This is a genomic window from Rariglobus hedericola (assembly GCF_007559335.1).
Lineage (GTDB): Bacteria > Verrucomicrobiota > Verrucomicrobiia > Opitutales > Opitutaceae > Rariglobus > Rariglobus hedericola.
Map to the genome: position 1 here is coordinate 1,498,948 of NZ_VMBG01000001.1, position 14,851 is coordinate 1,513,798.

Annotated in this window: 15 protein-coding genes; all 15 read right to left on the minus strand. The window is 50.8% G+C overall.

Features of this window, described 5'->3' with window-relative positions:
* Positions 1–2 precede the first annotated feature (2 nt).
* On the minus strand, positions 3–1,349 hold the full coding sequence (gene wzx, locus FPL22_RS06550; protein ID WP_144229300.1) for an O-unit flippase-like protein: 1,347 nt from the start codon (positions 1,347–1,349) through the stop codon (positions 3–5).
* Positions 1,349–2,701 (minus strand): protoporphyrinogen/coproporphyrinogen oxidase, encoded by a 1,353-nt coding sequence (locus FPL22_RS06555; RefSeq protein WP_144229301.1) that lies wholly within the window; start codon positions 2,699–2,701, stop codon positions 1,349–1,351. Before FPL22_RS06555 ends, wzx begins: the two co-directional genes overlap by 1 nt.
* Entirely contained in the window at positions 2,701–3,567 is an 867-nt protein-coding gene (gene rfbD / locus FPL22_RS06560; RefSeq protein WP_144229302.1) for a dTDP-4-dehydrorhamnose reductase, read from the minus strand. The genes FPL22_RS06555 and rfbD overlap by 1 nt, the downstream gene beginning before the upstream one ends.
* 1 nt (position 3,568) lies before the next feature.
* The gene (locus tag FPL22_RS06565) at positions 3,569–4,030 is read right to left on the minus strand and encodes a dTDP-4-dehydrorhamnose 3,5-epimerase family protein (protein ID WP_144229303.1); all 462 of its coding nucleotides are present in this window, start codon (positions 4,028–4,030) and stop codon (positions 3,569–3,571) included.
* A 16-nt stretch (positions 4,031–4,046) separates the two neighbouring features.
* Positions 4,047–5,177 carry a CDP-glucose 4,6-dehydratase gene (gene rfbG, locus FPL22_RS06570; protein WP_238991326.1) on the minus strand — a complete coding sequence of 377 codons (1,131 nt, stop codon included), beginning with the start codon at positions 5,175–5,177 and terminating at the stop codon, positions 4,047–4,049.
* 75 nt (positions 5,178–5,252) lie between these two features.
* Positions 5,253–6,335, minus strand: a complete 1,083-nt coding sequence (locus FPL22_RS06575) for an acyltransferase family protein (RefSeq protein WP_144229304.1) — start codon at positions 6,333–6,335, stop codon at positions 5,253–5,255.
* A gap of 54 nt (positions 6,336–6,389) precedes the next feature.
* Positions 6,390–7,160 (minus strand): glucose-1-phosphate cytidylyltransferase, encoded by a 771-nt coding sequence (rfbF, locus tag FPL22_RS06580; RefSeq protein ID WP_144229305.1) that lies wholly within the window; start codon positions 7,158–7,160, stop codon positions 6,390–6,392.
* A gap of 20 nt (positions 7,161–7,180) precedes the next feature.
* Positions 7,181–8,119: a hypothetical protein gene (locus tag FPL22_RS06585; protein ID WP_144229306.1), complete on the minus strand. Its 939-nt coding sequence runs from the start codon at positions 8,117–8,119 to the stop codon at positions 7,181–7,183.
* A gap of 11 nt (positions 8,120–8,130) precedes the next feature.
* Positions 8,131–8,853 (minus strand): glycosyltransferase family 2 protein, encoded by a 723-nt coding sequence (locus tag FPL22_RS06590; protein ID WP_144229307.1) that lies wholly within the window; start codon positions 8,851–8,853, stop codon positions 8,131–8,133.
* Positions 8,850–9,254 (minus strand): hypothetical protein, encoded by a 405-nt coding sequence (locus FPL22_RS06595; protein ID WP_203235126.1) that lies wholly within the window; start codon positions 9,252–9,254, stop codon positions 8,850–8,852. Before FPL22_RS06595 ends, FPL22_RS06590 begins: the two co-directional genes overlap by 4 nt.
* A gap of 19 nt (positions 9,255–9,273) precedes the next feature.
* The gene (locus FPL22_RS06600; RefSeq protein ID WP_144229308.1) at positions 9,274–10,896 is read right to left on the minus strand and encodes a sugar phosphate nucleotidyltransferase; all 1,623 of its coding nucleotides are present in this window, start codon (positions 10,894–10,896) and stop codon (positions 9,274–9,276) included.
* Positions 10,893–11,609, minus strand: a complete 717-nt coding sequence (locus tag FPL22_RS06605; RefSeq protein ID WP_144229309.1) for an exosortase-associated EpsI family protein — start codon at positions 11,607–11,609, stop codon at positions 10,893–10,895. Before FPL22_RS06605 ends, FPL22_RS06600 begins: the two co-directional genes overlap by 4 nt.
* A gap of 145 nt (positions 11,610–11,754) precedes the next feature.
* Positions 11,755–12,477 carry a GbsR/MarR family transcriptional regulator gene (locus FPL22_RS06610; protein WP_144229310.1) on the minus strand — a complete coding sequence of 241 codons (723 nt, stop codon included), beginning with the start codon at positions 12,475–12,477 and terminating at the stop codon, positions 11,755–11,757.
* A gap of 682 nt (positions 12,478–13,159) precedes the next feature.
* Complete coding sequence (locus FPL22_RS06615) at positions 13,160–13,792, minus strand: hypothetical protein (protein ID WP_144229311.1); 633 nt, start codon at positions 13,790–13,792, stop codon at positions 13,160–13,162.
* Between the two features lie 272 nt (positions 13,793–14,064).
* Positions 14,065–14,616: a transposase gene (locus FPL22_RS06620; protein WP_144229312.1), complete on the minus strand. Its 552-nt coding sequence runs from the start codon at positions 14,614–14,616 to the stop codon at positions 14,065–14,067.
* Positions 14,617–14,851 lie beyond the last annotated feature (235 nt).

Genomic DNA, 14,851 nt, shown 5'->3' on the forward strand with positions numbered 1-14,851 from the left:
TTTTATCTCACGCCTTTAACAGCCCTGTATACAGTCCACCAATTATTCCACAATAGCTGAACAAGTCCTTGGGCTAGTATTAGCCCTAACACACCCCAACGTTCCGCCCCAAACCAAGCCAATGCAACTATCGCAACTCCGGAAATTAACGAAGGAAGAATAAAAGGGTTCTGATTCTCGGTGAGAATTAAATTTGCATACTGGGAATGATGCATCTCCAGAAGCCAAATTGCACCAAGGAGAAGAACTAAACTTTGTGCCACAGTTCCAGTCTTCGCAGAAATCACTTCAAGAATAAGATTACCACCAAACGCTAGAATCAAAACCAAAATCAACCCCACGAATAGTCCTAAATATAAGCGCGGCAAGAATAGAGTCCATATTTTATGCCGGTCGCCAACAATCCTAAGTCGAACGATTTCCGGCATGACAATAGACACAGGAATACTAGCGATCTGAAAAATCACGGTGATTAGATACACAGTCAACCCATATTCCGCAGTTTCATCGAGCCCTACTTTCAATGAACAAATTAATGTAGTTGTCCGTTGAATCATAAAAGCTCCAAGCATTACAACCCCTTGCCTCCAAGCCATTGGCCATAGAGTCTTCACACCATTAAATGCTTTAGAGAAGTTCTTTTGAGGCAACCTGGGATTAACTAATTTCAGAAAAAAGCGCCTATAAAGCCATAGGTTTATACACGATGTGAATACACCACTAATACCATATGCCCAGATTGACGATTTCAATCCCAATAGCACACATAGTGTAAAGACCGACAATAATTGACTCCAGATTGTAATGATCGCAAAAGCTCTCAGCTGGCCCGAGCCTATTAATAAATTACTCCAACTACTAGCGTAAAAAAGACCTGCCTGCCCACAGGAAAATAGCAGCCATGCCCCCATCAGCGATTCGGATAATGACTCTGCTACTATACGAGTATATATATAATAAGACCCCCCACTAAACAAGAGAATTGCGAGAACGGCGCTCGCCCAACGATAATAGATTTCAACGGAAGTCGTTAACTCACCAAGCAAATTTAAATTCACGCCTCCGATTCCCAAGGGTGGTATTCCATGACTAGTAAGCTTTTCAGCCCCCCCCATCGCATAACCCGCGTTACGACTTACTGCTGGTGCAAATCCAAAATCCAACAGATTAACTAAACCAGAAACAGCCAAAAACGTATAATAAAGTCCCATTTCCTGCTTAGGAATCAACCTTAATGCAAGAGGAAGGACTAAAACACCGCCGGCCATTCTAAGTCCATGCGCTATGAATATTAGTCCTGTTGGACTAGCCCACAACTTTTTGAAAAGCTCTCCGACAGATCTTTTCATTAAAAAATGTGCTTTCCACGCATCACACAATCATCAGTCCAGTAGTATTTCCATTGACCGAAGCGTCCAGCCATTACAACGGGGCCGCGCTCGGCCTTACTGATTTTTTCCCAATCTGTGAGGGGATGAAGGTCGTCAGACTCTCTAGTGAGACCATAGCCCGCAAGCCAATCCCATATCACGCAGAGCGCCGGTCTTGTCTGATGGTCGAAAATAACATTTGCCCAAGGTGCATAGGAGGTCGATGCATTTACTAATCCTTTTCGATATGCGTCCTCTTCCACCAAGCCCATTTCAACCAACTCTTTTTTTACCCGCTCGACGACTTCAGATGGATTGAGCAACAAGGGCTTGTGTCGACTGAAATAGACTTCTGCCTGAACTCCTGTCTTACCAACTGGAGCATTACCTAAAGTTAATTTTTCCGTGCAGTTGATTCGGGTGGACAGCTTATCTTCGTCGTAAACATACATCCAATTTTCAGGCCGTTTAGTTGGGTGAGGAGCAGTTACATTGACGATCATCAACTGGGAACAACTCAACTGCCGACATGCCTCCAAAACAGGAGGCGTTGCCTGCTTGCACATTGAGATAAAAACCGGTAGGGGCAACGTATTTACTAAACGCGAATACGGATAGCGGGAGCCATCCGTCGTAAATACACATTTCTCAATTAAATCAACTTGGCAAACCTCTGCGCCGAACAAGATATTTGCATTATCGGCTAAACTCTTCACAAAACTTTGGTATCCACCTTTTTTAGGATAACGTATTTTGGTTATGTAATGAGTTTTCCGATCCAATGGCCCCTTACTTCCCTGTAAAACGTCATCAATTTCAGGGTAAAACACCCTTTGACCAATCCACTCAGTGGTAAGTTCCCGGGGTTCACGCGTCCAGTATTTTCTAGTATAAGCAGCGGGGAAAGTATCCGCAAATTTAGCTCCCATCGCCCGTTCAAGCCATTCGGCATAATTAGCCGGAACAGAATTACTCAATCCGGAGGAACGACTTTCAAGAAACGAACTGACGCAGGCCGCTCTGAGGTCCGCGGGTAACTGATAAAGAGAAGACTGAGCGGGATGATCAATCCAATGCCCCTTATAATAGTTACTCGCCTTAATTGCGTATTCCTCAAATTCTCCACCTACACTGTTAGCGAATAACTCTCGCACATAATCGTGCTTGGTAAAGGATACATGAGGTCCTTGATCCCAGGTGAAGCCATCCCTATACTCGGCATGCAGGTGTCCAAAGGCGTGCAGACTCTTTTCAAGAATAATGCAATTTTCATGGCCCAAATGATAGGAACATGAAAGGCCAGACAGGCCGGCACCCAGTATTAGATTCATCACGGAGTTTTGATAGCGGCGTATATTTTAACGTAGTCTGCCAACGCTTCCTGCCAGCTGGGGAGAGGAGACATCCCCCAATCTTTATTTCTCACACTGGAAATCGCTTCGAAATCGGGAACGGGCGCAGCACGTTTAAAGTTGGAGGAATCCACCGCTTGCACAGTGGCTGTCGAATTTAAGGCGGCAAGAATGCCACAAACATACTCGTGCCTGCTGACAACCCCGGCATTGGCAACATGCGCCACCCCGCCGGCGGAGATATCAATCAAATCAACAATTCGATCAGCCGCATGTTTTGCCCAAGTAGGACTACCCCACTTATCATTGGCCGACATCATTGGCTTACCCGTAAGCGCTTCTTTACGGCGGGCTTCGACGAAGTTTTTTTTCTGGGTCAGACTTCCTCCAAAGAGCCAGCCTACACGACAGACTAGAAAATCAGGATTAGTTTCCTGCACCCTCAACTCCCCGTGATATTTGCTGGCTGCATAAATGGTTCGAGGCTTCGGAATGTCGGTTTCCAAATAGGAAACGCGACTGTCACCTGAAAAAATACCGCAACTGCTGATATAAACGAGCCTCGATCCGGCTGCTTGAATCGCTGCAGCCAAGGCCGCGGTCGCGTCTTCGTTGATCAGTTTGGCCCAATCCGGCTCAAGTTCGCATTTATCGACGTTAGTCTCTGCTGCGCAATGAACAGTGACATCGGGCTTATATTTGCCAATTAAATACGCCGCTTCCTCCGGCTTTGCCAGGTCCCAATCCACTCTTGATGCTGCGATAGATTCCCATCCCTTTGCTTGAACTGATTGAACGAGTTCATTGCCCAAAAGACCTGCGGCCCCTGTGATTAATATTCTCATCTTACCCGTGTTTGATATCCCAGGAATAGGGGATTTTTTGGGTAAACGGATCCATTCTATCTATTTCATCAGCACGATGGGAGATATCCGTGCAATTAGCAACTATGGCCATCTTTTCTCCAATCCCCTTGAATCCGTTCCAAACAAAAGGCGGAACCGTTACCAAACAATAATTGGACTCACCAATGAAAAGTTCCTGCAAAACGCCTTTTGTAGGGGACCCCTCGCGATCATCGTATAAAACAAATTTTATATTCCCCCACACCACGGCATAATTAAGGGTCATTTCTTTGTGTATGTGCCAAGCCTTGATCGCACCTGGATTTACACACGAGAAGTATATCTCGCCAAACGCTTTAAAATGCGGCGCATCAGCACGCAGCATGTGCATAATTTTACCACGTTCATCCGGGATCTGACGCAATGGCGTGATAACGACTCCTTCGATTTTTGAAGTGCTCATGTTTATTGTAGAAAAATTATTTTGCCCAACGGATACCCATTTTGAAGGCATCTTCCGAATACTCGTTGATGTGTTGTCTGGTGCAGTTTGCGGCTTCTGCTTCCGCAACGATTGCATTGTGATACCAATCAACCGTCTTCTCAATGGTTGTGCCAAAAGACCAAGCAGGGGACCACTCAAGGAAATGATGGGCCTTGTCAGTGGCGAGGTTGAGCAGTTTGGCCTCGTGAACAGCCTTTGGATCGCTCTTGTCCGTCCAATCACCTGGCCAGTGTTTTAGGATTTCCTGAACGAGTTCGGCCACCGTGCGGTTGGAAGCGAGAGCCGGACCGAAATTAAAAGCGCCAGGGAGCTGTGAGCTAAAAGCTGTGAGTTCAGAGTTATGCAAACAGGCACCTAGCCAGAGATAACCGGAGAGCGGCTCCAGCACATGCTGCCAGGGGCGGGTCGCGATCTTGTTGCGCACCGGGATGGTTTCTCCGCGCTGCAGCGCACGGATACAATCGGGCACAATGCGATCCAATGCCCAATCCCCGCCGCCGATGACGTTGCCGGCACGCGCCGAGGCGAGTTTGATCGGGGAGTCGGCGGCCGAAAAATACGATTTCCGGTAAGATGCGATCACTAGCTCCGCGGCTCCCTTGGACGAGCTGTAGGGATCGTAACCGCCCATCGGATCTTCTTCCCGATAACTATGCACCCATTCCTTGTTCTCGTAGCACTTGTCGGTGGTGATGGCCACGACGCTACACGGACGGTGGACGAGACGCACCGCCTCAAGCACGTTCACCGTGCCCATGACATTAGTCGCATATGTCTCGACAGGCTGATCATAAGAGAGCCGGACCAAAGGCTGCGCTGCGAGATGGAATATAAACTCGGGCTTTGTGTCGTCCACAACTTTGCGCACGGCGGAAAGGTCACGAACGTCGCCTTCGATGTGCCGGAGTCGTGAATCGAGTCCCAATTGAGTGAACAGCGACGGTTGAGTAGAGGGAGGAAGCGCAAACCCGGTGACATCAGCACCAAGTGAAATCAGCCACTCAGCAAGCCATGAACCTTTAAAACCGGTGTGGCCGGTAAGTAAAACGCGTTTTTTTCTATACACGCCGCAGAAGGCCGCACTTGGTTTAATTTCAGATTTCAATTTCTAGAATACTACGAATCGATTTTGATTTGCCCATTGCTTAGAACAACGCGACGAAGCTACTATTCAATAATTTTATTGGGCTATTAATGGCACTATTACTGGCCGCTTTACATGGAACATTTTCTCAAGGACGGATCGGCACCACGATGAAAGAGGCCTCTCAATAATTCCATACATTAAAAGCCCACCCAAAATAGAAATAAAAACGAAAGCTACTCCTGCCAATACACTGCTACCCAAAGAGACCTTTCGTGCAACTAAAAGCGCAAACGGCTGTATCAAATACAGAGAATACGAAGCATCACCTAAATAAATCACAAAACCTGGAAATCTCAAGCCCTTAATTTTATCTACGTATACTGCACACAATGTGACACACAAACCAAACCCACCCCAGATAAGTAATCGATAAAAACTCAATAGGTGATCAGCCAATACTTCAATATGCCAACCAAGCCTCTCAGTCACAAAAACACCGTATGTAAAAATAGGCAAAGCACACACGCATATAATAAATACAAACTTATTCAGCCTATCAATGTATTTAAATAGCAGTATACCGGAACAAAATTCAAGAACCATGGGATTAAATAAAAATGACGGCAAAAACCAACTGCAGTCATACAACGGAAAGATAAAGATTACAGTAACACCCAAAAAAACAGGAACCATGAACACTGTTCGTTGAGCACCGAAAAATGCTACTCCACACCCAAATATAAGATAAAACCAAACTTCAAATGACAACGTCCATCCGTAATCATGATAATGACCAGAGAGTGAGTCAAAATCAAAGATCGGTAAAAACATAACCGTGTTCCATAGTCGCTGTAAACACAAACCTTCATTGGAATACAATGCCCTTGCTACTAAAAATAGCGACACAAACCAAAACAACGGAACAACACGTGCAATGCGATGCGCAAAAAAGAGTTTATAATTCGACCCAATTTTACTAGCAGACAAACTTATCACAAAACCACTTATGACAAAAAAGACATCTACACCGACAGCCCCAAATCCACCATCTAATAGTAAGTAGCCTGTATACCCGGTTGCAAACTTAAGGTGCGTTAATAAGACAAGAGCCGCAGCAACAAAACGCAGTGCTTGGACATTCAAAAATTTTCCATGACTTCCTAAATTCGTGCTCATATTGCAACTAATACTTCGGACCGTCTTAGATGTGCACTAACTCGAATAGGAGATTTACCCCCAAGCTTTCCAAGGAGCCTTGCCACTAGCCCATAGCTCCTCGAGAAGCTGTTTATCCCGCAGAGTGTCCATTGGCTGCCAAAAGCCAGCATGTTTATAGATACCAAGTTGCCCAGCCCTAGCCAGCGCCTCCACCGGCTGCCTCTCCCATGTCGTAGAATCACCTTCGATCAAATCGATAACCGAGGGTTCTAATACGAAAAAGCCACCGTTAATCCAGCTGCCATCACCATCGGGTTTTTCCTGAAAGCTATTCACTTGATTACCAATAAGATCCAATGCACCAAAACGACCAGGAGGTTGAACGCCAGTCAGCGTAGCTTTGCGCCCTTCGCGTTTATGAAATGCGATAGACTCGGTAATGTCTACATTGCCCACACCATCGCCGTAGGTGAAGCAGAACGTCTCGTGGTCCAAGTAATCACGGACACGTTTGAGACGGCCGCCGGTCATAGTTGAATCACCTGTGTCGACGATCGTCACGCGCCAAGGCTCAGAGCGGCGCTGGTGAACCTCCATGCGGTTTTCCTTCATATCAAATGTAACGTCTGACATATGAAGGAAGTAATTGGCGAAATATTCTTTAATCACATAGCCCTTGTAGCCGGCACAAATGACAAAGTCATTGATACCGTGGGACGAATAACACTTGAGCACATGCCAAAGAATCGGACGGCCGCCGATCTCAATCATGGGCTTGGGCTTAAGGTGAGTCTCTTCACTAATCCGAGTGCCAAGACCGCCGGCAAGAATGACTGCTTTCATAATGTATGTATCAAAACACTTTAGTTAAATGATGCTATGTATTTACGCAAACGATCATCGATATCCCGAGGTATACGTTTAACACCAAAAGAATGGGCTACAGCAAAACGGCGAACATTTAAGCTTTTACCATAAAAGCAATACCACCCCAAATCCTCACGCCTAATTCGATTTACCAGCCCCTTGCTTATGGAAACAGGTCCGATAATCTTGAGTATCCGACCGAATGCACGGGCAAAAATATTATAACCCAGCAATCGATGTCGGATTTCGATATACTTCATCTGTATCGCAATCTCCGACAAAATATACGGCAATCCCATACGACCGCGCCCGGCGAGCACATGATGCAGCAGTGTCGGCAACATGACTTCCTCCGCAAAATAGGATCTCTTGGCCGACATATCAAAGTTCGCTGTTTCAATAATCTGCAACACCGCGCGTAAATCCTTCACCTGCGCGTAAAGGCCTTCGATCTGAGACTTTATAATAATCGGGCAATTCAAGGATTTCAGAAGATCCAGAAAGGGCTGATCCTCACGGACCCGGGTGGCATAAACCGCCTCGTTTTTTTCATCCAAATACCCATCCGAAAAATACCCGGCATCATAGGACTGCAAGTGCTCTTCCAGACCATGCCTCACCAACAGATCGTTCGATGCCTGAAATGAAATAAAGTCAGTCCCGGCCGGAGCAAGAGTCAGAATATGTTTAATATTCAGCAGATGAGGGTAAAGCAGGTTCACCTTATTGGTGGCCACGCTCTCGGGATTAAAATACACCTGCCCCAGCGCCTTTGCCTCAGCTATGAATGACTCAGGGGGATTGAAGCCCAACGATAGGTGCACAACCACGACTGCACCCGGTGCGAAACGTCTGAAGTTCCTGAGCTGATCCATGATCACTTCAGGTTTTTCGTGAACCAGAAGCGAAATATATAAACGCTTGGTTTGTTGCATACTCAATCCGTTTATGAGTTTTTCAATTGTTGCTCAAATAGCGCGAGCGCCTCAGGAGTGCCTAAATCATGCATCGCATGAACCGGCACCGCTTTGATGCGTTCACCCCGCGCCAGCATGCGGCCGTAGAGGGGCATGACATAAAATTCTCCCTTAACACGCTCATCTCCTTCCACCATCCGCCGGGCGTCTTCAAGGAAACGTCCGGTATGCGCAAAATAATAGAGCCCTGTGCTGGCCCATTCACTGATGCGCACTTTTTCCGTCACGCGACTTACGTTCCAATCGGCATCGCAATCGGCAAAGCTCCAACGGTCTCCCGGCATGGATGCAACGGAGACAATCCCGCGCACATCAGCGTTGCCGGAACCAGTCAGCGATGCCGGGACGGGCAGCGGACCTTCAATCATCGTATCGCACGGCGCAATCAGCAGCGGTGCATCCGTATCCAGTCGCTCTGCGGCGCACAGCACGGTGCAAAGCTGACCTTGGGTCACCTCGGGGATCAGCAGACATCCCGCGCCGGGCATGTGCGCGGCCACGGTAGCCACCAGCCCAAAATCACGCTCATGCTCCTCAAGCGCGATCACAGTCACCCGGGCCTCGGGCAGGCCGGCCAGCCAGCGGGTTGACCAAGCCAGCAAGGGCTTGCCCGCCACCTCAACCAGTGGTTTGGGAGCGCCGAGTGCCGAAAGACGGGATCCCCTCCCCGCCATGGGAATGACAACGTTCATTTAACGGATGAAACAACGGGCGCGGCTGCTTTCATGCGTTTCTCATGGCTGACCGGAAGATCGGAGCCATCACCGGCAATTTTATCCCAGCCCGTGAAACGATAGGCGTTGTCGTCGATGTAAACGTCGGCATGCGGCTTGCCGAACCAGAGTTCGTCATAGACGAATCCGTGTTCCGCGAGCCAGTCGATCAGGGTTTTGCCCTGGCGGGCGACAACCAAGCCGACGTTGCTGTTGCAAGTCGCCATGTGGCGCGCGGTGTTGAGGATGAGGTAATGGCCGGCGGCTTTGAGCGCCTGGAGCTTTTCAACTGCGCCCGGCAGCGGACGCACTTGCGCGTAGGTTTCTTCAGGCTGGCGGAGAGTGCAAAGCACGCCGTCGATATCGATGCAGATTTTCATAAAAATTCAGGAAAGTGCTTTAGAGCTCTTCGTTCAAAATACAAATGCCGGAGAGCAACATGGCCAGTTGGCGACGCGGGTGGTCTGCATGCAACGGCAACATGGAGAGGAATAGGCTCCCCTCAATGAGACGCACTTCACGTTTTGATATCCCTGCGGGAAGGATCGCCTCGAGTCGGCGAAGCACATGTTCACGGGCGCGTGGCCGGTAGCAGTCGAACTCGGCGGCATCACCCGTCACCCGAACGCTAAACATATCGTTGATGATGGCGTCATAATGTCCGTCCACCGAATGCCAGAGCTTGGCATAGTCGTAACGGGCATCGCCGAATACGCCGACTTCGTGGAATGACCCGCGAGGGTCAATCAGCCGAAGCGTTTTGTTGAGGGGCTCCAGCAGGATGTTGGCAAAGCAGAGGTCGCCGTGAATCACGGAGCCCGTCACGTTGCGACTCAAGCCGGCCAGTTCCTTCAGGAGGGAATCCAACAGGGCGGGAACGCCGCGCATCACGGCTCCGTTAATCCTTATTTCATCAAGCTCCAGGAGTCGGCCTAATTCACCTGATTGTGCCCGGGCGTCGCCGAGCCGGCGGGAAAGTTTCGAAGTATAAAACGCCGCGCAATCCGCCGCCGTAATGACCGCCCGTCGTTTTGAAAACTCGGCCAGCACCGCCCCCAACTTGTCGATCACGGCCGTCCAAAAATAGTCCCCATACTCCTCGTAGATGTAAACTTCACTGATAGTTGGGTAGGCGTAATACTCGAGTTCCACATGAGCGTCGGGCTGGGAAGTCTCATGTGAAATCAGGCGAGGGAAAAACACCGCGAGGTCATGCGGCAGCAGGCGGTAATAATTGATCTCATGGCGAAACTTGTCGCCGTGGGTGGAACGCTTGCGAACGGTCCCTCGCAGTTCGTCGATCACTAAGGAATTAAACGAGCGCGCGGCGATCATCCTGCGACGTGTGGCCACAAGAAGATCGACGTTTCCACAATCGAGCCAGCCTGTGATGCGCCTCCGAGAAAGTCCTTGGGCAATCCGCACACGCTCAAGAATCGCGGAGATTTCAATGCGCGCACCAGGAATCTGCGTGATTGCGCTCCACGTGGCGGCATCGACACGGCCAAACCAGTAACAGCCGACCGCCGCCTCGGCCTCTGCATCCGATCTGGAGGGTTTATCCACGAGCGCGGTGACCGAGCCATCGCCCGCAGCCGAAACCATACACCACCGCTGAGGCTCCTCAACCGGTGAAGTAAAGACGGCGTTCTCAGAACCCAGCTTAAAGGAACCGTCGCGCTCGATCAATGTATCACCCAATAGGACCAGTGCGCCTTTTTCAAAATCCTCAGGACAGAGCGCCTCGACCATGGTGCCACCAGGACCGCGATCTGAAGTAATTTCCACAATACTGACCGGCACCTCGAACAATCGGGCATATTGGGCCAAATATTCACGCAGACGGCTGTCTCGGCTGCGTAGGGCAACGCTGATCTCGGTGGCACCGAGCTGTTTCAGAAAATCTATCTGTAATGCGATCAACGGCCGTCCATTGATTGGAATCAAGCCAACCGATGGGCACCTGAAGAGGGCCGTAATTTCATGAGGAACCGATCCGGCGCTAAGAATAACTGCCTTCATTGCTTAACAGTATATAAATTCTCACCACCTATAACACGGTCCATCAGTCCGGTGCAGGCTCGTATCGGAGGTTCATTAAGTTGCTGTGTAATATCTCGATTGCTCGAAATGCGGATAAAGAGCTGCTGCTGTGCTGGTGTGGTGACCGAAGTCCACACTTGATAGATTCGGCGCTTCGTGCGCTCAACCATGCCCATTCCCTCTTCAAATACGCTGAACGACTGACGAATTTTATGGCCGTTAATATGCCAAAAAAGGACGGTCAGATCCTGACCTCCAGCCATGAATCGCCGGTTATTGGGCACTGCCAAAGAACGACCGGATTCTAATACTTGGTCAGTGAGCTTGGGAAGCTTTGTCATTTTCCAACCATTATTAGGCCAACAAATATCAGGAGTATGAGCATCAACGCCTTGTGGATGTATTTTCCCCGGAAGCCAATATGCCATATAAACCGTTATTTCATCGCTACCTCTTCTATATACCCGAAACACAGCGCTATCGAAATTAAGAACCTCACTCACGGCACGCTGCATCTCAGGAGACTCCGCGATAGGTTTATCTTCCACCAACCAACCAGGAATCGAATTGGGAATCAGCCGGCTAACATCAGGTGAGATTAAGTTTTTTCGTTGATTGGCTAAACCAAAAAACTGAAAGCCTGTAGCTAAAATCAATCCGCCCCCTAAGAAGCATAGTAAAAATTTCCTCATTATATACGATGCGTTTTTATAAAAATCTTTTAAAAACAACCGAGCTTCGCCCCGTCACTTCCCGAAGGAAATAACCGAGGTATTGAAATTCGACTTTTCTGATCGCTGACAAAAATGAGCCCGTTGCAGCCAACGGTAACCGACCCTACCCTAGCAACTTGCCGATCATGGGTAACACCGTGTTGGCGCGCTTGTGCCACGTTTTGAGCTTATCGAGGCGGTTGGATAGCGTCTCTTGCTGGTCGGTCGCCGCAGTTGAAGACGAAAGTTTAAAATTAAGCGCCACCGCCGTCTTCTGTTCGCCGTCCTCCGTCCTCTGTCCTCTGTCATCCGTATCCCGTCTTCCCTCCTCCGCCTTCGCGAAGTCTTCAATGCGAAGCGTCTTAACCCGAGCACCCCACTCTTCCAGTTGCGGGTTCAGGCGTTCCTTCAAAAAACCACCGACCAGGGCTCGCAGCTCCACCACCGGTTCAAAAAACTCACGTCGATCCTGGGCGATGACCACCGGCTTGATTGCCCCCACCGTGCGCAAGAACCGCAGCCCTTGGCTCACGGATCCTTTGCTCAATTTGAGACGATCGGCGATTTCCTGAAACGGTAGTGGCTCCGGTGTGGCAAACAGGAGCCCGTAAATTTCCCCCAGCGAGCGCGGTGCACCCAGTGCTTGGGACATCTGCACGAAAATCGCGATCACTTCACGTTCACCGATGGAGAGGGTTGAAACCTGAGACTTGAAACCTGACTCAGAAGGGTCGGTCGAAACAGCCGAACGGGTCCCGCCAAAAGGAGAGCGGGACGCCCGTCGCACGGCAGGATCGGCAACCGGCAGCGGCGAACGGCTATTGGACGTGGGGGTGGATCGTGACATCAATCGTGAACTACCAGCTAACTTCCCTCACTAAGCCGAGTGGTTTCATCGAGTTCAATTCAAAATGAACAAAATGAGTTTGGTTCATCAGGGCGAAGCGCGCGCACCCGGAATTCTTAACGCAGAGGGCGCGGAGAACGCGGAGGACTGAGGACGGAAGACGGAGTCACGGAAGACTGAGGACAGACGGAGCCGAGAGGCGGAGATGGTCACATGCGAAGCATGTGGCCCTGGAGCGTGAGCGGAATGGGTGAGTGAGCGCGGGTGCCCTTTGGGCGGGCGAGGGAGCAATACGGAGGGACGGAACCGTTTATCAGGATTTTTAAACGCAGAGGTCGCCGAGAACGCAGAGGACAGATTTACGGAGAACTGAGAAGAGACAGAATAGAGGACAGAGCACGGAGGACGGACGAAGCTGTGAAACTTGAGGGCGGACGGATGGGTTGTCGGTCACATCCGATCTCTGCGGGCTCTGCGCTCTCTGCGTTAAACCGGTATTGAACTGGGAGTTTTAAATACAGCGATCTCCGCCTATCGGATTCGTCCGTGCTCAGTCATTCCGCACTCCGTGTCCTCTGTGCCCTCTGTGTTTAAAACTCCGATCTCAGGAGGCAGTCGTGCGCCGTTTCTCATTCAGGCCTCCCCGCCTCCGGTCTCAGGTTTCAGATTTCAGATTTCAGGTTCAACTAGTTCCTAGTTTTCTAACGACCAGCTCTCCTCGTGAAATCGGCAACCGGAGCTGACGGCGAACCAGCAGGCTTAATAACAGCGGTTCAATCAGGAGCAGCACCGTGGCCGCCATCCAAACATCCACTTTGAGAATCAGGTATCCAAAGATCCCCGCCGCTGCCGAACCGCAGAAAAAGAACGCTCCCCAGCCTCGAAACGCCATCAGGCAGGCGCCGGCCAAAACCACCACCAAGATGGCAACCTCGGGCGGCATTAAGCCAAAAACGATCCCCGCGGTGTAACCCACGGGGGCAAACAAGACGCCATCATCGCGACGGGTGTGCATCTGCACCCCGACGGCCAACGCCAGCACCACAACGGTCGCGAGGAGCGGCAGATGACGCCAGAGCCCCGGCAGCGGCGGCTCGATCACCCAGGCATTGCGCAAAAGCCAGGAGCCAGCAAACGCCCGCAAAGGGTCCACCCAAAACCAAGGCTGCCGCCACCACGCATCCGGCGCGTCCAGCCGGTCCTCGCGCAGGCGCTCATAATCACGCAGTCGCACATGATGGCCGTGAAGCCAATTATCCAACGGATAAAACACGAGCAGCAGTGCCGGAAGAAACAGGAGCCAGTTGATTTCCATAATCGAATGAACAGTTACCTCCGTCCATAACAGCACATGCAATGCACAATGACTGCAACTAGGGTGTTTACCTGTGTAAAACCTGTATCCGCACCGTCACCACCCTACTGGGGTCTGGCCACTAGTCACTAGCCAGGGGGACAGAGGACCGAGAACGGAGGACAGAGGACTGAGGACGGACGAGGTAGCCCCGTAGGGCCTCACCTTGTGTGAGGCCGCTCCGTCCTTCGTGCCTCGGCACAACCGATCAAGGCCTGACGCAAGATCAGGCCCTACGTCGAAATTTGGATGCAGGCGTCCACGTCCTTGACGTGATCCAGCCATTCAACCGAAGGCGCTCCATCCGTGCTCAACCCCTCCTCAAACCGCCAGCGCGCGTCCGCACCACTCAACCATCCCATCCACCGGGTGTTCACGGCCATGAGCCCAGCCCGATACGGATTCATGAAGATATAAAATGCGTAATCCTCCGCGTCTTCGTCGGCGCGCAAGCGATGCTCAAACACATTCGCTTGCCAGCGCCAAACCGCATCCGCGATACGAGCACGCGACTTCAATTTCGCGATCACGCGATCAAGCGGTAAACGCTCACCCAACGTAAACAAGATGTGCACATGATCCGGCATAACCGTAGCCGCGAGCAGCCGCCAGTCACCCGCCAGCGTCAACTCGTTGATCCCTGCCAAAACTCGTTTCAATGGTGCATCCCCCGCCAGCACGGATTCACGACCCGCGACACACGCCGTGATAAAATACCGCGCACCCGGAACTGAAACGCGACCGCTCCGAAGACGTTCAGTTTGGCGCACAGGCAATTCGGCCATGATCGCCAAACTACGTCGCGGCTCGACACAAGGTCGAGCCCTACCTTTTCAGCCGACCTGCCCCGAACACGGCCTGACGCAAGGTCAGGCCCTACACGCACCGCAGTGCTTGACCGTAGGGCCTCACCTCGCGTGAGGCCGTTCCGTCATTGTGCCTCCGCACGGCGCCCCCACCCATCACAGCCTGTGACGCAAGATCAGGCCCTACATCGAACAGCACCCGCGCCTCTCCGAT